The 24199-nt window shown below is 62.1% G+C and carries 26 protein-coding genes; 13 read left to right on the top strand and 13 right to left on the bottom strand.

From position 1 onward, the window contains the following. Positions 1 to 7: 7 nt before the first annotated feature. The 3 genes from cyoE (at position 8) to P3C18_RS00475 (ending at position 2305) form a co-directional block, all read left to right on the top strand. Positions 8 to 901, top strand: a complete 894-nt coding sequence (gene cyoE, locus P3C18_RS00485) for a heme o synthase (protein ID WP_275959930.1) — start codon at positions 8 to 10, stop codon at positions 899 to 901. A gap of 160 nt (positions 902 to 1061) precedes the next feature. Further along, on the top strand, positions 1062 to 1697 hold the full coding sequence (locus tag P3C18_RS00480; protein ID WP_275959929.1) for an SCO family protein: 636 nt from the start codon (positions 1062 to 1064) through the stop codon (positions 1695 to 1697). An 83-nt stretch (positions 1698 to 1780) separates the two neighbouring features. Beyond that, positions 1781 to 2305 carry a transposase gene (locus tag P3C18_RS00475; RefSeq protein WP_275959928.1) on the top strand — a complete coding sequence of 175 codons (525 nt, stop codon included), beginning with the start codon at positions 1781 to 1783 and terminating at the stop codon, positions 2303 to 2305. A gap of 44 nt (positions 2306 to 2349) precedes the next feature. Here the strand turns inward: P3C18_RS00475 and P3C18_RS00470 are convergent, their stop codons facing one another. Beyond that, positions 2350 to 2775, bottom strand: coding sequence for a VOC family protein (locus P3C18_RS00470; protein WP_275959927.1), 426 nt, complete (start codon positions 2773 to 2775; stop codon positions 2350 to 2352). Positions 2776 to 2885: 110 nt separating this feature from the next. Between P3C18_RS00470 and P3C18_RS00465 the strand changes: the two genes are divergently transcribed. Beyond that, positions 2886 to 3755 carry a LysR substrate-binding domain-containing protein gene (locus P3C18_RS00465; RefSeq protein ID WP_275959926.1) on the top strand — a complete coding sequence of 290 codons (870 nt, stop codon included), beginning with the start codon at positions 2886 to 2888 and terminating at the stop codon, positions 3753 to 3755. A gap of 55 nt (positions 3756 to 3810) precedes the next feature. Here the strand turns inward: P3C18_RS00465 and P3C18_RS00460 are convergent, their stop codons facing one another. The 7 genes from P3C18_RS00460 to P3C18_RS00430 all read right to left on the bottom strand — a co-directional run bounded on the left by P3C18_RS00460 (position 3811) and on the right by P3C18_RS00430 (position 9752). Next, on the bottom strand, positions 3811 to 4581 hold the full coding sequence (locus tag P3C18_RS00460; protein ID WP_275959925.1) for a MetQ/NlpA family ABC transporter substrate-binding protein: 771 nt from the start codon (positions 4579 to 4581) through the stop codon (positions 3811 to 3813). Between the two features lie 78 nt (positions 4582 to 4659). Continuing rightward, positions 4660 to 5337: a methionine ABC transporter permease gene (locus P3C18_RS00455; RefSeq protein ID WP_090254404.1), complete on the bottom strand. Its 678-nt coding sequence runs from the start codon at positions 5335 to 5337 to the stop codon at positions 4660 to 4662. Further along, positions 5337 to 6344 carry a methionine ABC transporter ATP-binding protein gene (locus P3C18_RS00450; protein ID WP_275959924.1) on the bottom strand — a complete coding sequence of 336 codons (1008 nt, stop codon included), beginning with the start codon at positions 6342 to 6344 and terminating at the stop codon, positions 5337 to 5339. Before P3C18_RS00450 ends, P3C18_RS00455 begins: the two co-directional genes overlap by 1 nt. Before the next feature lie 201 nt (positions 6345 to 6545). Continuing rightward, a complete protein-coding gene (locus P3C18_RS00445) occupies positions 6546 to 7400 on the bottom strand; it encodes a PA5502 family lipoprotein (protein ID WP_275959923.1) in 855 nt (284 codons plus the stop codon). A gap of 282 nt (positions 7401 to 7682) precedes the next feature. Continuing rightward, positions 7683 to 8471, bottom strand: coding sequence for a zinc ABC transporter permease subunit ZnuB (gene znuB, locus P3C18_RS00440; RefSeq protein ID WP_275959922.1), 789 nt, complete (start codon positions 8469 to 8471; stop codon positions 7683 to 7685). Next, entirely contained in the window at positions 8464 to 9270 is an 807-nt protein-coding gene (znuC, locus tag P3C18_RS00435; protein WP_275959921.1) for a zinc ABC transporter ATP-binding protein ZnuC, read from the bottom strand. The genes znuB and znuC overlap by 8 nt, the downstream gene beginning before the upstream one ends. Continuing rightward, positions 9267 to 9752 (bottom strand): Fur family transcriptional regulator, encoded by a 486-nt coding sequence (locus P3C18_RS00430; protein ID WP_275959920.1) that lies wholly within the window; start codon positions 9750 to 9752, stop codon positions 9267 to 9269. Before P3C18_RS00430 ends, znuC begins: the two co-directional genes overlap by 4 nt. 93 nt (positions 9753 to 9845) lie before the next feature. On the opposite strand from P3C18_RS00430, the gene znuA reads away from it, so the two are divergent. After that, on the top strand, positions 9846 to 10796 hold the full coding sequence (gene znuA / locus P3C18_RS00425; RefSeq protein ID WP_275961552.1) for a zinc ABC transporter substrate-binding protein ZnuA: 951 nt from the start codon (positions 9846 to 9848) through the stop codon (positions 10794 to 10796). A gap of 15 nt (positions 10797 to 10811) precedes the next feature. Here the strand turns inward: znuA and P3C18_RS00420 are convergent, their stop codons facing one another. Further along, positions 10812 to 11762: a homoserine kinase gene (locus tag P3C18_RS00420; RefSeq protein WP_275959919.1), complete on the bottom strand. Its 951-nt coding sequence runs from the start codon at positions 11760 to 11762 to the stop codon at positions 10812 to 10814. A gap of 15 nt (positions 11763 to 11777) precedes the next feature. Beyond that, complete coding sequence (locus tag P3C18_RS00415) at positions 11778 to 12062, bottom strand: DUF2782 domain-containing protein (protein ID WP_275959918.1); 285 nt, start codon at positions 12060 to 12062, stop codon at positions 11778 to 11780. 74 nt (positions 12063 to 12136) lie between these two features. Here P3C18_RS00415 and polA point away from each other — a divergent pair, with 74 nt between their 5' ends. Next, the gene (gene polA / locus P3C18_RS00410; protein ID WP_275959917.1) at positions 12137 to 14983 is read left to right on the top strand and encodes a DNA polymerase I; all 2847 of its coding nucleotides are present in this window, start codon (positions 12137 to 12139) and stop codon (positions 14981 to 14983) included. A 405-nt stretch (positions 14984 to 15388) separates the two neighbouring features. On the opposite strand, the gene yihA is transcribed toward polA, so the two are convergent. Further along, positions 15389 to 16042: a ribosome biogenesis GTP-binding protein YihA/YsxC gene (gene yihA, locus P3C18_RS00405; RefSeq protein WP_275959916.1), complete on the bottom strand. Its 654-nt coding sequence runs from the start codon at positions 16040 to 16042 to the stop codon at positions 15389 to 15391. Between the two features lie 247 nt (positions 16043 to 16289). Here yihA and P3C18_RS00400 point away from each other — a divergent pair, with 247 nt between their 5' ends. From P3C18_RS00400 to P3C18_RS00380, 5 genes are all read left to right on the top strand, one after another. Continuing rightward, positions 16290 to 16580 (top strand): c-type cytochrome, encoded by a 291-nt coding sequence (locus tag P3C18_RS00400; protein WP_275959915.1) that lies wholly within the window; start codon positions 16290 to 16292, stop codon positions 16578 to 16580. 46 nt (positions 16581 to 16626) lie between these two features. Further along, complete coding sequence (locus P3C18_RS00395) at positions 16627 to 17232, top strand: c-type cytochrome (protein WP_275959914.1); 606 nt, start codon at positions 16627 to 16629, stop codon at positions 17230 to 17232. 153 nt (positions 17233 to 17385) lie between these two features. Further along, positions 17386 to 18015, top strand: coding sequence for a thiol:disulfide interchange protein DsbA/DsbL (locus P3C18_RS00390; protein WP_275959913.1), 630 nt, complete (start codon positions 17386 to 17388; stop codon positions 18013 to 18015). A 23-nt stretch (positions 18016 to 18038) separates the two neighbouring features. Beyond that, positions 18039 to 18902: an endonuclease/exonuclease/phosphatase family protein gene (locus P3C18_RS00385; RefSeq protein ID WP_275959912.1), complete on the top strand. Its 864-nt coding sequence runs from the start codon at positions 18039 to 18041 to the stop codon at positions 18900 to 18902. Between the two features lie 15 nt (positions 18903 to 18917). Beyond that, positions 18918 to 20789 (top strand): diguanylate cyclase, encoded by a 1872-nt coding sequence (locus P3C18_RS00380; protein ID WP_275959911.1) that lies wholly within the window; start codon positions 18918 to 18920, stop codon positions 20787 to 20789. Between the two features lie 6 nt (positions 20790 to 20795). Here P3C18_RS00380 and P3C18_RS00375 read toward each other — a convergent pair whose 3' ends face one another. After that, positions 20796 to 22214, bottom strand: coding sequence for a DASH family cryptochrome (locus tag P3C18_RS00375; protein WP_275959910.1), 1419 nt, complete (start codon positions 22212 to 22214; stop codon positions 20796 to 20798). A gap of 181 nt (positions 22215 to 22395) precedes the next feature. Here P3C18_RS00375 and P3C18_RS00370 point away from each other — a divergent pair, with 181 nt between their 5' ends. Both P3C18_RS00370 and P3C18_RS00365 read left to right on the top strand, forming a co-directional pair. Continuing rightward, positions 22396 to 22989: a MarC family protein gene (locus P3C18_RS00370; RefSeq protein ID WP_275959909.1), complete on the top strand. Its 594-nt coding sequence runs from the start codon at positions 22396 to 22398 to the stop codon at positions 22987 to 22989. Then, positions 22986 to 23762 carry an N-acetylmuramoyl-L-alanine amidase gene (locus P3C18_RS00365; RefSeq protein ID WP_275959908.1) on the top strand — a complete coding sequence of 259 codons (777 nt, stop codon included), beginning with the start codon at positions 22986 to 22988 and terminating at the stop codon, positions 23760 to 23762. Before P3C18_RS00370 ends, P3C18_RS00365 begins: the two co-directional genes overlap by 4 nt. An 8-nt stretch (positions 23763 to 23770) precedes the next feature. On the opposite strand, the gene P3C18_RS00360 is transcribed toward P3C18_RS00365, so the two are convergent. Beyond that, on the bottom strand, positions 23771 to 24175 hold the full coding sequence (locus tag P3C18_RS00360) for a DUF1330 domain-containing protein (protein ID WP_275959907.1): 405 nt from the start codon (positions 24173 to 24175) through the stop codon (positions 23771 to 23773). Between the last annotated feature and the right edge of the window lie 24 nt (positions 24176 to 24199).

Here is a 24199-nt window from a genome sequence, read left to right as displayed (position 1 = left end):
AGACCCTATGGCTACTCTAGCGCGCGAACACCAAGCCCACGCCAGCTGGCGCGACTACCTGGAGCTGACCAAGCCGCGGGTGGTGGTGCTGATGCTGATCACCTCCTTGGTCGGCATGTTCCTCGCCACACGGGCGGGCGTGGCTTGGCAGGTGTTGATCTTCGGCAACCTCGGCATCGGTCTGTGTGCCGGCGCGGCGGCTGCGGTCAACCATGTGGTGGACCGGCGTATCGATTCGATTATGGCGCGCACCCATAAACGGCCCGTGACGGCCGGGCGTTTGTCGCCGACCGCTGCGCTGGGTTTTGCCCTGTTGTTGGCGGTGGCGGGGATGGCGCTACTGCTGACCTTTACCAACGAACTCGCAGCCTGGCTAACCCTGGCCTCGCTGCTCGGCTACGCGGTGCTCTACACCGGCTTTCTCAAACGCGCCACGCCGCAGAATATCGTCATCGGCGGCTTGGCCGGCGCTGCGCCGCCGCTGCTCGGCTGGGTCGCGGTTACCGGGCATATCAGCGCCGAACCGCTGCTGCTGGTGCTGATCATCTTCGCCTGGACGCCACCGCACTTCTGGGCCCTGGCCATCCACCGCAAGGAGGAGTACGCCAAGGCCGATATTCCCATGCTGCCGGTGACCCATGGCGAGCACTACACCAAGGTGCATATCCTGCTGTACACCCTGGTGATGTTTGCGGTGACCCTGCTGCCTTATGCCATCCATATGAGCGGGCTGCTCTATCTCGCCTGCGCCGTGCTGCTGGGCGGGCGCTTTCTGTACTGGGCGGTGGTGCTGTACCGTGACAGCAAACCGCATGCGGCGATCAGCACCTTCAAGTACAGCATCTGGTATCTTTTCGCGCTTTTTATCGCCCTGCTAGTCGATCACTATCTGATCATGTAGAAGCTACTGCGCTCGGTTCTGCTGCGTTGAAATCAGCCTCGGAATGCTCATGTACAACTCGTACACTGCGCTTCCTCGGCTGATTTCGCCTTGCATAACCGTCGCTCGCGACGCTTCTAAATGACCAGACTCTGCTGTTAAACCTGTAATCGTTGGTGCCATGACCCGAACCCAGATCACCGTTTTTGTTCTCGTTGCCATCGTCGCCCTGGTGCTGGGCCTGACCGTCAACAAGGTGCTGACCAGCAAGGGCCAGGGTGATCCCACCGTTCTGCTCGATGCCGGCATCGTCCTGCTGCCACAAAGCCGCAGCCTACCGGAGTTGAACCTGACCAATCAGGATGGCCAGACAGTGGCGGTCGATCAGCTCAAGGATCAGTGGAGCCTATTGTTCTTCGGCTACACCTTCTGCCCGGACATTTGCCCGGCCACCCTTGCCCAGCTGCGCCAACTGCAAGGTCAGCTACCGCCGGAAACCCTGGCTAAGTTACGCATCGTGCTGGTCACGGTTGACCCCAATCGCGACACGCCGGAGCAGTTGAAGAAGTACCTGGATTATTTCGATGCCGGCTTTATCGGCCTGACAGGCGAGGAAGCGACCATCCAGAAACTGGCCAACGGCGTCAGCATTCCGTTTATTCCGGCCGACACCAGCAAAGAAAACTACACCGTCGACCACAGCGGCAACCTGGTGCTGATCGGCCCCGACGGCAAGCAGCGCGGCTTTATCCGTGCACCGATCAACAACACCAAGCTGGCCGCGCAGCTGCCCGGCCTGCTCAATACGGTGAATTGACTTAATGGGTTGCCACCCACCCTACAAAGGCCAAGACCGTAGGATGGGTGATAACCCATCAGCCGACCCATGGATGGGAACGCATGACCGAATACCGGCGAATCTACCGCCCCGGCGGTATCTACTTCTTTACCCTGACCCTCGCTGACCGCCGTCAGGACTGGCTGACTTCCCATATCGCTGCACTTAAGCAGAGTGTTCGCCTTGAACAGCAGCGCGCGCCTTTCAGCTTGCAAGCCTGGGTGGTGATGCCTGAGCACTTGCACCTGTTGATGCGCTTGCCTGATGGTGATCGCGATTTTTCCAACCGTCTCCGACGAATCAAAGGCAACTTTTCCCGGCAGTTACCGAGAAATGATGCACGCATGAGCCAGTTGCTAAAGGGTGAGCGAGGTATTTGGCAGCGACGCTTCTGGGAACATCTGATTCGCGATGAACGGGACTGGCAACAGCACTTCGATTACATCCACTACAACCCGGTCAAGCACGGTCAGGTGCAGCGGGTGATCGACTGGCCGCATTCATCCTTTCATGCCTATGTCGACCGGGGCATTTATCCACGGGACTGGGCCAGTGATCAGGCGGAAGCATTTCAGGCCGGCGAATGATTTTGATGGGTTATCACCCATCCTACGTCCCCGCCCGTAACGCGCTATTTGGCAAAGAGCTGGCTGATGTCCTTGAACGCCTTGAACTCCAGGGCGTTGCCGCACGGGTCGAGCAGGAACAACGTTGCCTGCTCACCGACCTGGCCGGCGAAGCGCACATAGGGTTCGATTACAAATTGCATGCCCTTGGCCTGTAGCCGCGCCGCCAGCGTTTGCCAATCCTCCCAACTCAATACCACACCAAAATGCGGTACCGGCACGTCGTGGCCGTCCACCGGGTTGCTGTGTGCGGCTTCCTGATACGTCATCTTCGGCGCCTGGTGAATCACCAACTGGTGGCCGAAGAAGTCGAAATCCACCCAGTGCGCACTGCTGCGACCCTCCGCGCAGCCGAACACCTCGCCATAGAAATGCCGTGCGGCAGCCAGGTCGTAGACGGGAATAGCCAGGTGAAAGGGTGCGAGCGCCATGCTGAGATTCCTTGAAAGGACGGTCTGTTGATTCTCAGCAACAGCGATTCTGATTAAAAGCGAATATCCTTGCTCGCAAGCACAAACAAAATTGATCAGTCGAGGCGTCGATGCTGCGCGAGTTGAAAACCTTTGTGGCGGTGGCGCGGCATGGCACCTTCGCGGCGGCGGGTCAGCAGGTTGGCCTGACTCAGTCGGCGGTGAGCGCGCAGATGCGTGTGCTGGAGCAGGGGCTGGGCGTCCGCCTGTTCGAGCGCAGTGGACGCTCGGCGGTGCTCAATGCGGCCGGTCGGCATGCCTTGCCGCTGGCGGAGCAGATGCTTGGGCTCTATGCGCAGATGGCCCTGCCGACCAGCGCGGCCGAGTGGCAGGGCGAGCTCAAGGTCGGCGCGATTGCCACGCTGCAGACCGGTTTGCTGCCCGAGGCCTTGCCGCGATTTCGTGCAGCCGCGCCACGCGTCGAGCTGAAGCTGGTGCCGGGGGTGTCGTTGAACCTGCTGAGCCAGATCGATGCCGGCGAACTGGACCTGGCGCTGCTGATCAAGCCGCCGTTTGAGCTGCCCAAGGAGCTGCTGCAGATCAGCTTGGCGCGCGAGCCGTTTGTGCTGATCACTCCGCTCGGCGTAACGGCGGATGATCCATTGCAGATCCTCGCCGAGCAGCCGTTCGTGCGTTACGACCGACGCTCGTTTGGCGGGCGACGGGTCAACCAGTTCCTCCGCGAGCAGCGTCTGGTGGTGCAGGAAGCGCTGGAACTGGATGAGCTGGAGGCCATCGTAAGGATGGTCGAGTGCGGGCTTGGTGTGTCACTGATTCCGCGCGCGGGTCTGTGGCTGCAGCGGCCAACACAGTTACGGGTGATTGAGCTGGGCGAGCTGACCTTCCACCGCGAACTGGTGGCGATATTGCGCCGCGCTCAGCGTCAGCCCGCTCTGGACTGCCTGCTGGAGTGCCTGCGTGACGCGGCCGCCTGGCCCTAAACGACAAACCCCGCACGAGGCGGGGTTTGGCAGGGGGTGCAGCTAACGCGGCGTCTTAGAACGCCGGAACTACGGCGCCCTGGTACTTCTCAGCGATAAAGGCTTTCACTTCGGCGCTGTTCAGCGCCTTGGCCAGTTTCTGCAGGGCCGCTTTGTCCTTGTTATCGGCACGCGCAACCAGGATGTTGACGTACGGCGAGTCGTTACCTTCGATGATCAGCGCATCCTTGGTTGGGTTGAGCTTGGCTTCCAGGGCGTAGTTGGTGTTGATGAGCGCCAGGTCGACCTGGGTCAGCACGCGCGGCAGAGTAGCCGCTTCCAGCTCACGCACCTTGATGGTTTTCGGGTTCTCGACGATGTCTTTTGGCGTGGCGAGGATGCCGGCTTCCGGCTTCAGGGTAATCACCCCGGCCTTTTGCAGCAGCAACAGGGCGCGGCCGCCGTTGGTGGCGTCGTTAGGGATCACCACGTTGGCGCCTTGCGGCAGGTCAGTGAGATTCTTGTGCTGGCTGGAGTAAGCGCCGAAGGGCTCGACGTGCACGCCGGCTACGCTGACCAGCTCGGTGCCACGGCTCTTGTTGAATTCATCCAGGTACGGCTGGTGCTGGAAGAAGTTGGCATCCAGGCGCTGCTCGGCAACTTGTACGTTCGGCTGCACGTAGTCGGTGAACACCTTGATGTTCAGCTCAACACCTTCGGCGGCCAGGGCCGGCTTAACGAACTCGAGGATTTCCGCGTGGGGTACGGCAGTGGCGGCGACGCTCAGGCTTTCGGCCTGGGCGGAGAAGGCTGCCAGGGCAGCGAATGCAGCGATCAGTTTTTTCATCGTAAAGCTCCTTGTGGGATGTGTGCGGAGGCCGGCAGGTAACCGGTATTCCGCGATTTTGTGTGCCCGTGGGGCACCTTATTTTCTGGAAAAGTGCACCACCAGCTTGTCGCCGACGGTTTGCAGAATCTGTACCAGCACCAGCAGGAGGATCACCGTCACTGCCATCACGTCCGGCTGATAACGCTGATAACCGTAACGCACGGCCAGGTCGCCGAGGCCGCCGCCGCCAATCAGGCCGCTCATGGCGGTGTAGGACACCAGAGTAATTGCCGTCACGGTGATGGCCGCGATGATGCCGGGCAGCGCCTCGGGCAACAGCGCGTTGACCACGATCTGCCGGGTGGTTGCGCCCATCGCCTGGGTCGCTTCGATAATGCCGCGGTCGACTTCACGCAGGGCGGTTTCCACCAGGCGTGCGAAGAACGGCGTGGCCCCAACTACCAGGGGCGGGATGGCCCCGGCGACGCCCAGTGAGGTGCCGGTGACGATCACCGTGAAGGGGATCATTACGATCAGCAGGATCACGAACGGCACCGAGCGCAGGATATTCACCAGCAGCGACAGGAAGCCGTAGAAGGCTTTCTGCTCGAACATCTGCCGTGGGCTGGTGAGAAACAGCAGCACACCCAGCGGTAGGCCGAGCAGAACGGTAAACAGCATGGAGCCGCCGAGCATGCTCAGGGTATCCAGGCTGGCGTAGCCGATTTCCGCCCAATCGACGTTGGGTAGCAGGCGAGTCAGTAAGGCTTCCATTAGCGCAACACCTCCAGGTGCACGTCGGCGGCTTCAAAGCGCGCCAGTGCGGCGTCCAAGTCGCCGCCGGTCAGGGCCAGGGTCAGCTGGCCGTAGGGGGTGTCCTTGATGCGGTCGATACGCCCCGCGAGGATGCTGTAATCCACTCCGGTTTCGCGGGCCACGGTGCCCAGCAGCGGTGCGTAGGTGGCCTCGCCCTGGAAGGTCAGGCGCAGGATGCGCCCGGCGACATGGGCAAAATCGTCACGCTGTTCGTTCTCGTCGATCTGCTCGGCTTCCTGCACGAAACGCTTGGTGGTGGCGTGCTGCGGGTGCAGAAACACCTCGGCCACCGGGCCGGATTCGACGATAACGCCGGCATCCATTACCGCCACGCGGTCACACACGCGGCGGATCACGTCCATCTCGTGGGTGATCAGCACAATGGTCAGGTTCAGCTCACGGTTGATCTCGGCCAGCAGCTGCAACACCGAGGCGGTGGTTTGCGGGTCAAGGGCGCTGGTGGCTTCGTCGCACAGCAGAATCTTCGGTTCGGTGGCCAGGGCGCGGGCAATGCCGACGCGCTGTTTCTGCCCGCCAGAGAGTTGCGCCGGGTACTTGTTGGCGTGATCCTGCAGGCCGACCCGTGCCAGCAACTCAGCCACGCGGGCATTGATCGCGCTGCGCGGCAACTCGCCGGCCAGTTTCAGCGGCAGAGCGACGTTGTCGGCAACGGTCTTGGAAGACAGCAGATTGAAGTGCTGGAAGATCATCCCGACCTGTTGGCGGAAACGCCGCAGGCCTGTGGCATCGAGCGCGGTGACATCTTCACCGTCGATCTCGATGCGCCCGCCGGAGGGCTGTTCCAGGCGGTTGATCAGGCGCAGCAGAGTACTTTTACCGGCCCCGGAGTGACCGATGATGCCGAACACTTCGCCCCGGGCAATCTGCAGATCGCTCGGTTGCAACGCGGGGATGTCCTGACCACTGACGCGATACGCCTTGTGGACCTGGTGAAAATTGATCACGGGATAAACCTTTTGGGTTTTTCGGGCTGCCGGGTAGGCCGAAACGGCGGCTAGTCTACCCGGCGCTGTTTAGGTCGCAAAAATCTTTGTAGACCTATGGTTATAGCTAAATTGCATTAGATGGTTAACTGCTCTGGGCAGTGTAGCCAGCGCCAATGCAAACGACCGGGCAAGCCCGGTCGTTGTGCTGCCCAAGCCGTGTCAGCGCTTGGGGGTGAGCACCAGCTGCGGCACCTGAGCGGGCTTGATCACCTGGCTCATGCGTGGGTTGAAATTTGGGTCCAGGCGTTTGATCCGCGCATTGAGCAGGGAGGCGACCCAGGGGAAGTCCTTGGCCTGGCGCACTTCGATGCGCACCGCGCAATTGAACGCGACCATATCCGCCGCGACACCGTCGAGCAGGCTGCGCAGGCGCTCGTTGTCCTGGTTATCCAGCATCGGCATGCCGATCACGCTGCTGGCGGCGGCTGGGTCGATCATGCGCGCTTGCGGTTTGGCTGGCGCTGGTTTTTCTGCGGGCGGGGTATTGGGCAGCTGAGTCGCCTGAATTGCGGCGGCCTGCCGTTCGGCAGCCAGACGCAGCTGGCGCGCCTGCTCGAGGCGGGCGGCTTCGGCACGGGCGTCGGCCTGCTCAGCAGCACGGCGCTGCTGTTCGGCGGCGGCCAGTTCGGCTTCACGGGCCTGGGCGATTGCACCATCCAAGCCGGTGGTCAGCGCCGGCGCCTGTGGCATCAGGCTGCGGGCGCGGCTCAGGGCTTTGGTGGCGTTGTCCAGATCACCGGACTGCAGGGCTTTCTGGCCTTGTTGCAGATGGGCTTCGGCGAGCTGGCGCTGGTATTGCTCCAGGCGCGTATCGCCGGCTGCGCGTTGCTGCAGGTTGGCGAGCTGGCTTTCGGCGCCGCTCAGGTCGCCACTGGCGAGGCTCTGGTCGAGCTGGCGAAAGGCGCTGACCAGGTCATCCACCGGCAGGTTGGCCGGTTGCTGCGGCGCGCTTTGGCAGCCGGCCAGCAGCAGAACCAGAATCAGGGGAAATCCACGGAAAACGAACGATTTCATTACTGCGCGTCTCGAATTGTGCAAAAAACGCGCAAGTCTACACTGCGCTCGGGGGCATCACCAATCTTTCAGGCGGTTCGCCTTGGCAGGCTGCGTAGGGTGGGTTAGCGACGCCATGCCTCGTACTTCCAGGCATCGCCCCTTTGGCGCGTCGCGTAACCCACCAGATGATCTGCCGTGTTGCGTCGATAGTGGGTTACGGCGCAACGGCAAATCGCACCGGCCATTCAGCTTGTAACAAGCGCCTAACCCACCCGACGAGAAGCCGTTTAACCGCAGGTTTCAGGCGGTTCGCCGTGGCAGGGCAAAGCTCAGTAAAAACAGGGTTGCCGCGCTGACCACGATCGACGGCCCGGCCGGAGTGTCCTGAAACCACGACAGGCTGAGCCCGCCGCACACCGCGACGATGCCCAGCAGGCTGGCACCGAAGGCCATCTGTTCCGGGGTGCGCGCATGGCGCTGGGCGGCGGCGGCGGGAATGATCAGCAAGGAGGTGATCAGCAGTACGCCGACTATCTTCATCGCCACGGCGATTACCACGGCGATCAGCAGCATCAGGCTCAGGCGAATCGCCGCCACCGGCAGGCCTTCGACCTTGGCCAGCTCTTCATGCACGGTAATCGCCAGCAGCGGCCGCCACAGCAGCGCCAACAGCACCAGCACCAGGGCGCTGCCGCCGATGATCCAGGCCAGGTCGGTCGGGCCGACGGCCAGCAAATCGCCGAACAAATAGCCCATCAGGTCGATGCGCACATCCTGCATAAAGCTCAGCACTACCAGGCCCAGCGACAGGGTGCTGTGGGCGAGGATGCCGAGCAATGTATCGGAGGCCAGCGGCTGGCGGCTTTGCAGGGTCACCAGCAGCACAGCCAGGAGTACGCAACCGACGGTTACCGCCAGGGTCGGGCTGACGTCGAGCATCAGACCGAGGGCGACGCCGAGCAGCGCGGCATGCGACAGGGTGTCGCCGAAATAGGCCATGCGCCGCCACACCACAAAGGAACCCAGTGGGCCGGCAACCAGCGCCAGGGCCAGGCCGGCGAGCAGGGCGTTGAGCAGAAAATCAGCCATGCTTGCAGCCATCTCCATGGATATGCGGTTTTACCGGGCCTTTGATGCTCAGGCCGGCCGGCGTTTCAGTGACCACCGCGCCATGCAGGTCGTGCTCATGGTCGTGGTGGTGGGTGTAGACGGCCAGGCTCTTGGCGTCCTCGCCGAACAGCTCGACAAAGGCCGGATCAAAGCTGACCTGCTCCGGGTGGCCGGAACAGCAGACGTGACGGTTGAGGCAGACCACCTGATCGGTGGTGCTCATCACCAGATGCAGGTCGTGCGACACCATCAGCACGCCGCAGCCATGGCGGTCGCGCAGTTGGGTGATCAGGCGGTATAGCTCGGCCTGGCCGGCGACATCGACGCCCTGCACCGGTTCATCCAGCACCAGCAGTTCCGGTTCGCGCAGCAGGGCGCGGGCCAGCAGCACGCGCTGCAGTTCGCCGCCGGAGATGCTTTGCAATGGACTGTCGATCACCTGCTCGGCACCGACTTCGGCCAGTGCTGCTTGTACATCCGCGCGCGTGACTCCTGGCACCAGCCGCAGAAAACGCAGCACCGAGAGCGGCAACGTGGCATCGACATGCAGCTTTTGCGGCATATAGCCGACGCGTAGCTTGGGCTTGCGCCAGACGCTACCAGTGTCGGGCTTGAGCAGGCCGAGCACGGCGCGCACCAGGGTGGTTTTACCGGCGCCGTTGGGGCCGATCAGGGTGACGATTTCACCCGGCTTTACGCTGAGCTGCACATCCTGCAGCACGCTCTGCCCGGCGAAAGTCACGCCCACGCCGGCGAGGCGGATCAGGGCGTCGCTCATGCCTGCTCCCGGCAGCCTGCGCAGAGGCCGACCACTTCCACGGTCTGGCTTTCCACGGCGAAACCGACCCCGGCTGCGCTGCTGATAATGGCGTCGCTGATCGTCGCCTGTTCCAGCTCGATGGCCGCATTGCAGCCCCGGCAGATCAGGAACTGGCCCTGGTGGGCATGTTCCGGGTGGCTGCAACCGACAAAGGCGTTGAGTGAGGCGATGCGGTGCACCAGGCCGTTTTCCAGGAGGAAATCCAGGGCGCGGTACACCGTGGGCGGCGCGGCGCGGCGGCCGTCTTCATCGCTCAGCACGCCGAGAATGTCGTAGGCGCCCAGCGGTTTATGGCTGGCCCAGACCAGTTCCAGCACGCGTTTACGCAAGGTGGTCAGGCGCAGCCCCTGGCGCGTGCAGATGCTTTCCGCCTCGGCGAGGGCATGATTGACGCAGTGGGAATGGTCGTGTGGGCGTGAAGCCAGGGGCGCTTGAGTCATGGGCAACGACGAATAAGGTGAGAGACGTTATTATATTACCTGTTCCTTCCCGCTTGAGTGCTCCCCGTGTTGCGTCTTTTTCCGGCCTTTGCCCTGTTGTTGATCAGTTTTTCCCTGAGTTGCGCGGTTCAGGCCCAGTCGCAAAGCCAGCTGCGCGTGCTGACCAGTATCAAGCCGCTGCAGCTGATTGCCGCTGCCGTGCAGGACGGCGTTGGCCAGCCCGATGTACTGCTGCCGCCAGGCGCTTCACCGCACCACTACGCGCTGCGCCCCTCCGATGTGCGCCGCGTGCGTGATGCCGACCTGCTGTACTGGATCGGCGCGGATCTGGAAAGCTTTCTGCCGCGCGTGCTGGCCGGTCGCGACAAGCCAAGCGTGGCCGTGCAGGATGTGCCGGGCATGTCCCTGCGCCATTTTGGCGATAGCGCCGAGCATCAAGATGATCACGCAGATCACGCAGATCACGCAGATCACGCAGATCACGCGCACGCCGCCGACCAGCACGACCACGCTCACCGCCCCGGCAGCCTGGATGCGCACCTGTGGTTGCTGCCAGCCAATGCCCGGGTGATTGCCGGCAAGATCGCCGCCGACCTGGCACAAGCCGATCCGGCCAATGCCGCGCGTTATCAGGCCAATGCCAAGGCGTTCAGCGAGCGTCTGGATGCCCTGGATCAGCGCCTGAAAAGTCGCCTGAATGGTCTGGCTGTCAAGCCCTACTTCGTTTTCCACGAAGCCTACGACTACTTCGAGGCCGCCTATGGCCTCAAGCACGCCGGCGTGTTCAGCGTACTGGGTGAAGTACAGCCGGGCGCCCAGCACGTCGCCGCCATGCGCGAGCGCCTGCAACAAGCCGGGCCGACCTGCGTTTTCAGTGAGCCGCCATTCCGCCCACGTCTGGCGCAAACCCTGACCGCCGGCCTGCCGGTGACCCTGGCTGAACTGGACGCAATAGGTGGCGCCTTGCCGGTGAATGCAAACGGCTATGAGGCCTTGCTGGAGAATCTGGCGGGTGAGCTGGCGGGTTGTCTGGAGGCGCTGTAGTCAGCGCCCGGTTCTTTAGAACGCGAACGGTAACGCCAGATCAACCTGCTGGCGCTGGGCCAGGCGGCGTTGGAACTCGTTTGGATCATGGATCAGTACTTCCTGGCCAGCGAAGGATTCGGCGGCGATCAGGCGCGACAGCCAGAAGCGCACGCAAGCGATGCGCAGCATGGCCGGCCACAGCTCGGCTTCTGTCGCAGTAAATGCCCGCAAGCCGGCGTAGGCACCGAGCAGCGCCTGTGCGCGCTTGCTGTCCAGGCTGCCGTCATCCCGTGAGCACCAGTCGTTCAGGGCAATCGCCAGGTCATAGAGCATCGGCCCTGAGCAGGCGTTGTAGAAGTCGATTACTCCGGCCAGATGATTGCCGTCGAACAGCACGTTGTCGCGGAACAGGTCGGCATGCAGATTGGCCTGCGGCAAGGCGAGGATGCGTGGCTTGAGCGTGTGGATTTCCGCCAGTGCATCGCGCAGTAGCGGCAACTGCGCATCAGGCAACTTCAGCGCCAGGCTTGGCCCTTCGGCGAGCATCCAGTCCAGACCCCGATCACTCTTGCGCGGCAGCGGCTGGTTGCGTGTGGCCAGGTGGATGCGCGCCAGCAGTGCGCCGACTTCCTGGCAGTGATGCGGATTGGCCTCATGCACATGCTTGCCGGCCAGGCGCGGCTGCAACAGCGCCGGCTTTTCCGCCAGGCTGCGCAGTGCTTCACCGCTGGTCGTGCGCAGGGCGTAAGGCACCGGCAGGCCGGCGTCGTGCAGCACGTCGAGCAATTCGATAAAGAACGGCAGGTCGGCGCTTGGGCCGCGCTCGATCAGGGTCAGCACGAATTCGCCCTGCTCCAGGCTGACGAAGAAATTGCTGTTCTCGCTGCCCGCAGCAATGCCCTGGAAGTCGCGCAAGCGACCCAGGCCATAGGGGGCGAGAAACGCCTCGAGCTCGTGGCGCTCAAGCGGGGTAAACACCGACATTGCAGAACTGCCTTCTTACCAGCTGAAAATTTCCCAGGCCGGAATCAACATATCCGGGCTGTCCGAACGGACGAAGTTGCCATCGCTGCCATCGGCACGTACCAGGAAGTAAGGTTTGCCGCCTTTGGGGATGACCTTGACCGCGTAGAGAAAACCGTTGACCCGGTATTCATGGATGGTCTTGTCGCCGTCCTGGCGAATGGTTACATCCGGGTCGGCCGAAACCGGGTCTTCGGCGTGGGCGACCAGGGTGGTGAATGCCAGCAGGCTGGCGAGCAACAGGCGATTGAGTGCGCGCATGATAACCTTGTCCCTTTGATTCCAATGGTGCAGCCATTCTACCGCTGCCCCCGCCGAAAAGGTTGATCCTGCTCATGAGCCAAGCCCCTCTCGTTCTGGTTGACGGTTCTTCTTACCTTTACCGAGCCTTCCACGCGCTGCCGCCGCTGACCACCTCCAAGGGCTTGCCCACGGGGGCGGTGAAGGGCGTGCTGAACATGCTCAAGAGCCTGCGCAAGCAGTACCCGAAAAGCCCGTTTGCCGTGGTGTTCGACGCCAAGGGCGGGACCTTCCGCGATGAAATGTTCGCCGAGTACAAGGCCAATCGCCCGTCGATGCCCGATGAATTGCGCGTTCAAGTCGAGCCGCTGCACGCCAGCGTCAGGGCCATGGGTTACCCGCTGCTGTGCGTCGAGGGCGTCGAGGCCGATGACGTGATCGGCACCCTGGCCCGTCAGTGCGCCGCCGAGGGTCGCGACGTGGTGATCTCCACCGGCGACAAGGACATGGCGCAGCTGGTGTGCCCGCACGTTACGCTGGTCAACACCATGACCGGTAGCGTCTACGACATCGATGGCGTGAAAGCGAAATTCGGGGTCGGTCCTGAGCTGATCATCGACTACCTGGCGCTGATGGGCGACAAGGTCGATAACATTCCCGGCGTGCCGGGCGTGGGCGAAAAGACCGCGCTGGGCCTGCTGGTCGGCGTCGGTGGTGGCCTCGATGTGCTCTATGCCAACCTCGATAAAGTGCCGGAACTGCCGATCCGCGGCGCCAAGACCCTGCCGGCCAAACTCGCCGAACACAAGGACATGGCCTACCTGTCCTATGCCCTGGCGACCATCAAGCTGGATGTACCGCTGAATATCGCCATCGACTCGCTGCACCCGGGCGAGATGGATGTGCCAGCCCTGGTCGAGTTGTACGCCGAGCTGGAATTCAAGACCTGGCGCGATGAGTTGCTGCGTAGCAATCCGGCGCCTGCGGTCAAAGCTCCGGCCGCAGCGCCTGTCGATGACCTGTTTGCTCTGGCGCCTAGCGCCAGTGCGGCACCTGTCGCGGCATCGGCCGCTGCAGCGCCGGTAGTCGAAGCGCCCGGCGCCGAGCTGCCCGCGCCGGCCGCCTTGGGTGATTACGTGTGCATCCTGGAGCAGGCGCAGTTTGATCAATGGCTGGAGAAATTGCGCAACGCCGAGCTGATTGCCTTCGACACCGAAACCACTGGCCTGGATGCGCAACAGGCGCAACTGGTCGGCCTGTCCTTTGCGGTTAAGGCCGGCGAAGCAGCCTATATTCCGGTCGCCCACTCTTATATGGGCGTGCCGACCCAACTGGATCGCGATGCGGTGCTCAAGGCGCTAAAGCCGATTCTCGAAGACCCGAACAAAGCCAAGGTCGGTCAGCACGCCAAGTACGACATCAATATTCTTGCCAATGCCTCGACGCCAATTGCGGTGCAGGGCGTGGCTTTCGACACCATGCTCGAATCCTATGTGCTGGACTCCACCGCTACCCGTCACGATATGGACAGCCTGGCGCTCAAGTACCTGGATCACAGCAATATCCGTTTCGAGGACATCGCCGGCAAAGGCGCCAAGCAGCTGACCTTCGACCAGATCGACCTGGCTCAGGCTGCGCCCTATGCCGCCGAAGATGCTGACGTGACCCTGCGTCTGCACCAGCACTTGTGGGCCCAGCTGTCGGCCGAGCCGAGCCTGGCCAAGGTGCTGCATGAGATCGAGATGCCGCTGGTGCCGGTACTGGCGCGTATCGAACGCCAGGGCGCGCTGGTGGATGCCAAGCTGCTCGGCCTGCAAAGCAACGAGCTGGGCGAAAAGCTGGTGGCGCTGGAGCGTCAGGCCTTCGAGATTGCCGGTGAAGAATTCAACCTGGCCTCACCCAAGCAGCTCGGCGTGATTCTCTACGAAAAACTGGGTTTGCCGGTGCTTAGCAAAACTGCCAAAGGCCAGGCCTCGACCGCCGAAGCGGTGCTGGCCGAACTGGCCGAGCAGGATTTCGAACTGCCCAAGGTGCTGATGCAGTACCGTTCCTTAAGTAAACTGAAAAGCACCTACACCGACCGCCTGCCGGAGCAGATCAACCCGCGCACCGGGCGTATCCACACCAGCTATCACCAGGCGGTGGCGGCCACCGGACGCCTGTCGTCCACCGACCCGAACCTGCAGAACATCCCGATCCGCACGGCCGAGGGCCGGCGTATCCGCCAGGCCTTTGTCGCACCCAAGGGCTATAAGCTGCTGGCAGCGGACTATTCGCAGATCGAGCTGCGTATCATGGCCCACCTGGCCAAGGACGAAAGCCTGCTGGATGCCTTCCGCCACGGCCGTGATGTGCACAAGGCCACCGCTGCCGAGGTGTTCGGCGTGCCACTGGATGAGGTTACGGGGGATCAGCGCCGCAGCGCCAAGGCGATAAACTTCGGCCTGATCTACGGCATGAGCGCCTTCGGCTTGGCCAAGCAGATCGGTTGCGACCGCAAGCAGGCGCAGGCCTATATCGATGTGTATTTCTCCCGCTATCCCGGTGTGCTGGCCTATATGGAGCGCACCCGCGAGCAGGCGTCCGAGCAGGGCTTTGTCGAAACCCTGTTCGGCCGTCGTCTGTACCTGCCGGATATCCATGCGAAGAATCAGGCGCTGCGCAAAGGCGCCGAGCGCACCGCGATCAACGCGCCGATGCAAGGCACGGCAGCGGACATCATCAAGCGTGCGATGGTCACCGTGGATAACTGGCTGAGCGAATCCGGCCTGGATGCCAAAGTCATCCTGCAGGTACACGACGAACTGGTGCTGGAGGTGCGCGAGGACTTGGTCGAGCAGGTGAGCGAGCAGATCAAACCGCTGATGGGCAATGCCGCCGCGCTGGATGTGCCGTTGCTGGTGGAGGTGGGTGTGGGCGATAACTGGGATGAAGCCCATTGAATTGATTTGCGCCCCACAGCCCAGCTGCAGCGCCCGGATGGCGGGCGCTAAAGGCGCATGAGTATCAATACGGGGCTGCTTATAACTAATTAATTACGCCACGATCCTGAACTTTGCCTCGGCTTAACCACTCAGAGTTTATGAATGGCCTAGACCGCCATTCGATGCTCCTTTGTTGTGTTAAGTGTTGGCAGATTCTGGACCCCGCCCTAGCGGTTCAGATGTTGAACCCCGAAACTTCCCTCCCCCATAAGAAGTTTCGGGGTTTTTTTATGGCTTGCCATCCATGGCAGCCACCCTCCGGGCCGTCGCTGCGCGACGTTAAAAATGACTCCCGGTCATTTTTTATGCCAGTGATTCATGGCAGGCCCATCGGACACGCCGTTTCATTCGTGGCGTCTTTAATCAGGCGTCGACTTCTTCGTCTTCCGGCAGGGCAAACTCACCCAGTTGCATCCATTGCGCCAGTACTTCCTGAGCGTCTTCGATGCCAATGCGCTTGGGCGCAGAGAACAACTGGATGCTCACGCGATCACCCCAGCCCTTTTGAATATCTTGGCGAACCTTGAGCAAGGTGTTCTTCGCTGCACCAAAAGCCAGCTTGTCGGCCTTGGTCAGCAGGATATGCATGGGCATTTCGCTGGCAACTGACCAGTCCAGCATAAGGATATCGAACTCGGTCAGCGGCTTGCGGATGTCCATCATCAGCATCAGGCCGCGCAGGCATTCGCGGCTGCCCAGATAGGCTTCCAGGTGTTTCTGCCAGTGCAGTTTCAGCGGGATGGGCACCTTGGCGTAGCCATAACCCGGTAGGTCGACCAGGCGGCGCTCTTCATCCAGCTTGAAGAAGTTGAGCAGCTGGGTGCGCCCCGGCGTCTTCGAGGTGCGTGCCAGGCTGGCGTGGGTCAGGGTGTTCAGGGCGCTGGATTTACCGGCGTTGGAGCGCCCGGCAAAGGCCACTTCGTGGCCGAAATCTTCAGGGCACTGATCAACTTTGGCCGCGCTGATAAGGAAAGTAGCCTGTTGGCACAGACCGATAATGGGGTTCTTGGCTTGCATCTGGGTATCCGTGAGGGCGAGCGTAGAGTGACGTTACAGGCGCGATGCCCTTGCGACATTTGCGCGCAGCCTGCCTGTTGGCGCATAGCGCGGCAAGCTGCGTCGTTTCCGTTTCAATGACGCCAGTATATAATGGCGCAGATTTTGTGTGCGCTTTCTCCCGCTGTTGGATAAGTGTTCACGGGAACGATTTAGATCATCTGCCCCTAGAAAGCAGTACGTTCCCCTCCCTGATGAGGTTGATCTGATGAAAAACTTGCTGATTGCAGCCAGTGTATTGATGCTGTCGTTGAGTGCTCAGGCTGCACAGGACCCGGAAGCCGTTTATGCGCGTTCTTGTGGGGTGTGCCATAACGGGGCGATTCCCACTGCGCCGCTGAAAGGCGACAAGGCTGCCTGGGAACCGCGCCTGGCCAAAGGCACCGATGCACTGGTACAGAGCGTCACCAATGGTTTGGGTGCCATGCCGCCACGTGGGTTGTGCATGGACTGCTCGGCCGAGGATTACCAAGCCGTCATCAAGTTGATGACCGAGTAAGCCCGGCTTATAAACTCTTTCTCTTAGCCGTAAATTGGATTAGCTGATGAACAAAGTACTCGTGAGTCTGCTGTTGACCCTGGGCATCACCGGCCTGGCACATGCCGCAGGCAATGCTGAAGCCGGTCAGGGTAAGGTTGTTGTGTGTGGTGCGTGCCATGCTGCCGATGGTAATAGCGCTGCACCGAACTTCCCGAAACTGGCTGGTCAAGGCGAGCGTTACTTGCTCAAACAGCTGAAGGACATCAAGTCCGGCGCGCGCCCTATCGTGGAAATGACCGGTCTGCTGGATAACCTCAGCGACCAGGACCTGGAAGACATCTCCGCCTACTTCGCCAGCCAGCAGATGAGCGTTGGCGCAGCCGATCCGAAACTGGTCGAGCGTGGTGGCGAGCTGTTCCGCGGCGGCAAACTGGCTGAAGGCATGCCTGCTTGCACCGGCTGCCATTCGCCGAACGGCGCTGGCCTGGATGCCGCCGGTTACCCACAGCTGGGTGGCCAGCATGCAACCTACATCGCCAAGCAGCTAACGGACTTCCGCGAAGGCGACCGTACCAATGACGGCGACAGCATGATCATGCGTTCCATCGCAGCCAAGCTGAGCAACAAGGATATCGAAGCGGTATCCAGCTTTATCCAGGGTCTGCATTGATCCGCTAACACCGCGACATGTCGTAATGAAATAGGGTGGCTCAGGCCACCCTTTTTCGTTGTGCGCATCGCTACAATGCACGGAACCCCAGATTGCTTCGCGGGTCGAACTTCGGTTCGTCATCACGCACCGTTTATAGCCAAGGAGTAACGCATGCGTAACCTGATCCTCAGTGCCACTCTCGTCACCGCCAGCCTGTTTGGCCTGAGCGCTCATGCCGAGCCGATTGAAGCGGGCAAGCAGTACGTCGAGCTGAACAACCCGGTCGCGGTTGCCAAGCCAGGCAAGATCGAAGTGGTGGAGCTGTTCTGGTATGGCTGTGGCCATTGCTACAAGTTTGAAGAAACCATCAACCCGTGGATCGACACCCTGCCGGAAGATGTCAATTTCGTGCGCATCCCTGCCATGTTCGGCGGTATGTGGAACGTCCATGGCCAGCTGTTTATCACCCTTGAAGCGATGAAAGCTGAGCACAAGGTGCATGCCGCAGTGTTCGACGCTATCCACGTGCAGGGCAAGAAGCTCGCGACCCCTGAAGAGATGGCCAGCTTCCTGGCGGCCGAAGGCATCGACAAGGACGCCTTCCTCAAGACCTACAACTCCTTCGGCGTGAAGAGCCAGCTGGAAAAGGCCAAGAAACTGGCCATGGCCTACCAGATCACTGGCGTGCCGGTGATGATCGTCAATGGCAAATACCGCTTCGACATCAGCAGCTCGGGCGGTCCGCAGCAGGCTCTGCAAGTGGCTGATCACCTGATCGCCAAAGAACGCGCCGCGCAGTAATTGGCGTGCGCGGATAACGCGTAATGCTCAGGCGCTGGCCGGCCAGGCGGGCGATTGACCTGTGCGATCCACAGGTCAATCCACGTTGCGCGCCAGCAGATGATTGGCCGCAGAACGGCAGCCTGCGGCTGCTCAGTTTCAATATCCAGGTGGGCATCAGCACCCAGCGCTACCACCACTACCTGACGCGCAGCTGGCAGCATGTGCTGCCGCATGCCGGGCGCAGCGGCAATCTGCAACGGATTGGCGATCTGCTCGGTGATTTTGACCTGGTCGCGCTGCAGGAAGCCGATGGCGGCAGCCTGCGTTCGGGCTACGTCAATCAGGTCGAACACCTCGCGCACCTCGGTGCTTTCCCTTTCTGGTACCAGCAACTCAACCGCAATCTTGGCCGCTTGGCGCAGCACAGCAATGGCGTGCTCAGCCGTTTGCGCCCCAGTTTGCTGGAGGATCATCCGCTGCCCGGCCCACCCGGCCGTGGCGCGATGTTGCTGCGCCTCGGCGAAGGGCCGGATGCAGTTGCCGTGGTGATGATGCACCTGTCTCTGGGCGCGCGTACCCGCACGCGCCAGTTGGCCTATATTCGCGAACTGCTGAGCGACTATCGGCACATGGTGCTGATGGGGGATATGAACACCCATGCCAATGACCTGCTGCAGCATTCGCCACTGCGCGATCTTGGCCTGCTCGCCCCGCAGATCGAGGCGACCTTCCCCAGCTGGCGGCCGCAGCGCTGCCTTGACCACATTCTGCTCAGCCCCGGCTTGCCGCTGGAGCGCTGTGAAGTGCTGTCGCAGCCGATTTCTGATCACCTGCCGGTGGCGGTGCAAATTCGGCTGCCCACTTCACTGTATGGGCCGGCAGCGCCTATGCTGATTGAGCCCTGAACGTGGACTGCAACCATGACCGATGATGCCCAGCGCTGGAAAAGCAAGTACCTGGAAAGCCTGGAACAGCAAGAGAAACTCGAACGCAGCTGGGATGCCCGACTCGACCTGCTAAGACGCGGCTTGGTGCGCAGCTCGCTGGCCGCCGAGGGCAGTGATAAGTCGGTTGACCAGTGCATGCAGGAGCTGCGCGATATTCTGCGTCGCGACGATATCGATGCCGGCCTGTCGGCGCTGATTCCGCGCCTGGAAAAAGCCGTGCTGGATTCGGAAAAGCGCCGCCAGGACCGGGTCGAGCAGAACATCTCCGGGGTCACCAGTCTGACCGATCAGCTGCTCGCCCTGGAGCCGCCGCGCGAGGTGCGCAAGGCGCTCAAGCAATTTGCCAAGCGCATTGAGGAACGTGCCAGCCAACCGCGCGAACTGCCGGCGCTGCTCAGCGAATTAAGCAGCCTGCAGCAGCAGGCCCTGGCCGCGCTTGAGGCTGAGCCCAACCAGGCGCGGCCGGGGTTCCTCCAGCGTCTGTTCGGCGGCAAGGAGCCTGCATCTGGCAGCCCTGCCGCTAGCGAGCTGGCTCTGGTCGATATAACGCAACCCGCAGCGCCTGCCCCGACTGTTGCCGCGCAATCTCAACCGCAAACCACCCCAGCGGCTGCTGAAGCGGTGGTAAAGCCGAACAACGAGGCGCCTGCGCCCGTCGCACCGGTCACCCCGGGTTCTGCGGCAGAAGCACAGCCTGTGGCGGCCGAAGTGCCCAGCACAGCAGCAGCGCCTGCAATCGTTGCAGCAGCCCAGGGTTCTGCTGATCCGGCCTACGCCCTGCCGGAAATTCCTGAGCCGGGTTACAGCGCCGTTGCCCCGCATATCGGCGACAGCCTGATGGGCCTGCTTGATGAACTGGAGCTGCCGGAGCGTCATCAGCCTCAGGGCGAAGCCTTGCGCCAGCGCGTGCAGGGCGGCCTGAACTGGTATGAGCTGGTGTCGGTGCTGGATGACCTGGCGGTGCTGGTGCTGGCCGTGACCGACAGCGGCCAGCGCGAGTTTGCCAGCTACCTGAAACAGCTCAACGAACGCCTGGCGTCATTTCTCACCACCCTCAGTGAGGCCCATGAGGGCTACAGCGAGTCGGTGGAAAGTGCGCGCAGCTTTAATCTGGAGCTGCGCGAGCAGGTCAGTGGTTTGCAGGCCAGCGTGCAGGATGCGGTCGATTTGCCAACCCTTAAGCAATCCCTGGAGGCGCGCCTGGAGGGTTTGCTCAGCACGGTCAGCGAGCACCAGAAGCACCGTGACGGCCATGAGGAAGAGGTGGCGCAGCGCCTGCAAAGCCTGACCCAGAAGGTCGCCGATATGGAGCAGGAAGCGCAGAGCTTCCGCGATCACCTCGAAGAACAGCGGCAGAAGGCGATGATCGACCCGCTTACCGGCCTGCCCAACCGTGCCGGCTGGAGCGAGCGTCTGGAGCTGGAAATGGCGCGCTGGAAGCGTTATGGCGGCGAGCTGCTACTGGCGGTGCTGGATATCGACCACTTCAAGCGAATCAACGACGGTTACGGCCACCTGGCCGGCGACAAGGTGTTGAAGATCATTGCCGGCGAGCTGGCCAAGCGCTTGCGCAAGACTGACTTTATTGCCCGTTTCGGTGGCGAGGAATTTGTGCTGCTGATTCCCTCCACGCCTATGGAAGGCGGTCACCAGCTGCTGCAAACCCTGCTCGATGGCGTCGAACAGTGCCCGTTCCACTTTCGTGGTGAGCGCGTGACCATCACCCTGTCGGCTGGGCTGACCGCCTTTGTTGGTGATGAAGGCAGTGACAAGGTGTTCGAACGCGCCGATCAGGCGCTGTACCGCGCCAAGAGCGGCGGGCGCAATCGAGTCGAGTTGAGCTAACTCGGTTCACGCCACTGCGTGCAGGTAAGGCTTCCAACTCTCCGGAATGCTGTCCAGCTGCGGGTAGCCGAGGCTGCGCAGATGCCCGCCAGCGAGCAGGAAGGGCGTATGCCGCAGCGCCTGCGGTACATCGCGCAGCTCCGGTAGCCAGAGGCTGACGTACTGCGCCTCGGGGTCGTATTCACGGGCCTGGCGCAGGGCATTGAACACCCGGTTGTGCCGTGGGTCGTTGCCTACGCCAGCCAGGTAAGCCCAGTTGCCCCAGTTGCTGGCCGGGTCGTAATCGATCAGGTGTTCCTCGAACCAAGCCGCACCGTGGCGCCAGTCCTGCTGCAGGTCATTGATCAGATAGCTGGCGACCACCTGCCGGCCGCGATTGGACATAAAACCGGTGGCAGCCAATTCGCGCATATTGGCATCCACCAGCGGCATGCCGGTGCGCCCGCGTGACCAGTCCTGAAAGCGTTGATCCAGCTGCTGCGGTGCCCGTTCGGTGGCTTTCAGGCCACCGGCCTTGAACAGCGCGCTGCCGTGGCGAATCAGGGTCCAGCGGAAGAAGTCGCGCCAGAGCATTTCCACCCACAGCCAGTGAGTGGAGTCGTTGCGTTTGAACTGCGCCTCATGCCGCCGCAGCTCGGCCACTACACGGCGTGCAGAGAGGCTGCCATTGGCCAGCCAGGGCGAAAACTTCGATGAGTATTCGCTGCCGATCATGCCGTTGCGGGTGTCCTTGTACTGCCGCACGCCCTGGGTTTTCCACAGGTAGTCACGCAGCCGGCCCAGCGCCGCGGGCTCGCCGCCGGAGAAGGGGAAGGCGCTGGCTGGCACGCTAAGCGGCTCGCCAAGGCCCAATTGCGATAGCGTCGGCAACGGTTGCATCAGCGCCAGCGCACCATCGGGCAGCCCTGGTAAACGATCCGGCGCATGACGTGGCTGGAACACCTGCAGGCGTTCCTCCACCAGACTGCGGAAGCGGCTGAACACATGCGGCAGTTGTTCGACACTGAAAGGCAGTTCATCTGTGCGCAACAGGTTGTTGGCCGGCGCCTGCTGCAGGGGAATGTCACCGAGACGCCGGGCTACGCGGGCCACCTGGGCGCGCTCGTCGGGGGCAATTTCCTCCAGGGTCAGCACCTGGTTCAAGTTGAACTGGGCAACCAGCTGGGGAATCGCCTGCTCCGCCGAGCCGATCACCAGCAGCAGGTGCGAGCCGCGCTGGCGCAATTCGCCCTCAAGCGCCACCAGACTTTCCAGCAGAAAGCGCGCGCGGTGCACGCCCATACGGCGCATGCCAAATTCGTTGAGCTGCAGCAGTGCCGGGTCCAGCACATACACCGGTAGCAGGCATTCGGCGGTCAGGCCCGCCTGCAGGGCGGGGTGGTCATCAAGGCGTAGATCCTGTTTGAACCACAGCAGTGCGCGCATGGTGGTGATCTCCTAATCAATACAAAAGCTGTACAGAATCTCCATATTTGTACAGATTTCAGTCTAGCAGCGTCCATCACGCCTTGCCCAGGCAATAGACCAGCGTGGCGTTTCTGCCTGATCAAAGGCGTTTTCTGCCGGCATACGCACTAAACTCTGCCGATCTGTTGAGGAGCGTTTCATGGAAATTTTCGGCATCGCCGCGTTGATCTTTCTGGTCACCGACCCCTTCGGCAATATCGCCATCTTTATCGCCGCGCTGAAGAACGTGCCGGCCAAGCGCCGCCTGTGGGTCGCCGCGCGTGAGCTGTTGTTCGCCCTGGCGCTGTTGCTGCTGTTTCTTACCTTTGGTGACAAAGTGCTCAGCGCCCTGGGCCTGTCGCGGGAGGCAACCGCGATTGCCGGCGGTATCATCCTGTTCGTGATCGCCATGCGCCTGATCTTCCCCGGCCCACAAGGGGTGTTGGGTGATGTGCCGGATGGCGAACCGATGCTGGTGCCGCTGGCCACCCCGGCGGTGGCCGGGCCTTCCGCCCTGGCGGTGTTGATGACCCTGCGCAATACCCATGACGGGCCGCTCTGGGAACTCTACGCCGCGGTGCTGCTGGCCTGGGCGGCGACCGCCTTTATTCTGTTGCAGGCCTCGTTGCTGCAGCGTTTTCTCGGACCTCGCGGGTTGACCGCAGTGGAGCGGCTGATGGGCATGCTGTTGATCATGCTCAGCGTCGACATGCTGCTGGATAACCTGCAAAGCGTGTTGCATATCAGCCCATGAAAGTTCTGTGTTTAAGTTTTCTGGTTTTGTTGCTGGCCGGTTGCAGCAGCGGTTTACGCATCGACGATAGCCATACCGCCAGCGGGCAGAACAGCCGCGTGCAGTACATCGTGCTGCACTACACCTCCACCGATCTGGCGCGCTCGCTACAGCTACTGACCGAGACCGACGTCAGCAGCCACTACCTGATCGGCGAAGCGCCGCCGACCATTTACCGCCTGGTCGATGAAAACCGCCGCGCCTGGCATGCCGGCGATAGCCAGTGGCAAGGGCGCACCTGGCTCAATGGCACCACGATTGGTATCGAGCTGGTCAACCAGGGTTTCTACGACACCCCCAGTGGCCGCTACTGGCAGCCCTTTGCCCCGGCGCAGATCGATGCGCTGATCGTGCTGCTCAAGGACATCATGCAGCGCCACCAGCTGGCTCCCGGCAGCATCCTGGCGCACAGCGATGTCGCGCCGCAGCGCAAGGTCGACCCCGGCCCGCTGTTCCCCTGGAAGCGCCTGGCCGATGCCGGCCTGATGCCTTGGCCGGATGCTGCCGAGGTGGCGCGTGAGCAGGCGCTGTTCAGTGCCAGCCTGCCGAGCGTGCAGTGGTTTCAGGAGCAGTTGGCGCGCCAAGGCTATGCCGTGCCCAGCCATGGCGAGCTGGACCAGGCCACGCGCAACGTGATCGCCGCCTTGCAGATGAAATACCGCCCGGCGCGCTATGACGGCGAGCCGGATGCCGAGACGGCGGCTTTGCTATTAGTGCTTAACCGCCAGCAGTAAGCAGGCCGTTAGCGCGGAGTGGTGGCAATCAAGCGCGAGTCAGCCAGGGCGGCCGTGCGGTGTTCGGTTGCCGCGCGGTACTCCGGGTCGGCGAGCATGCTGAGAAAAGCCGCTTTGGATGGGTAGCGCACCAGCAACAGTTCATCCCACTGCTCATCGGCCGGGGCAATCAGGGCGGCCTGCGCGGCGGCCATGACCTGCACCTCGCCGCCCACGCCACGGACCTTGCGCAGCGCCGTCTGGCTGTAGCGCGCATAGGCTTCGCGGCCGCTGCACGGCGCATGGCTGCTGCCACTGGCATAGCTGGCCTGGGTTTGGAAACGCAGCAGGTTGAGCATCAGCAGCGGCGTGTCATCCGCCACCTTGGCGGTGAATGCAGCCAGTTGGGCGGGGCTGGGATTGATGCTCGGCATGGCGGCGCTCCTCTCTTGGCGACA

The organism is Pseudomonas sp. 1928-m (genome assembly GCF_029269135.1).
Lineage (GTDB): Bacteria > Pseudomonadota > Gammaproteobacteria > Pseudomonadales > Pseudomonadaceae > Aquipseudomonas.
Note: the sequence above shows the minus strand (reverse complement) of the source record. Positions and strands in the feature narration are given on the sequence as shown.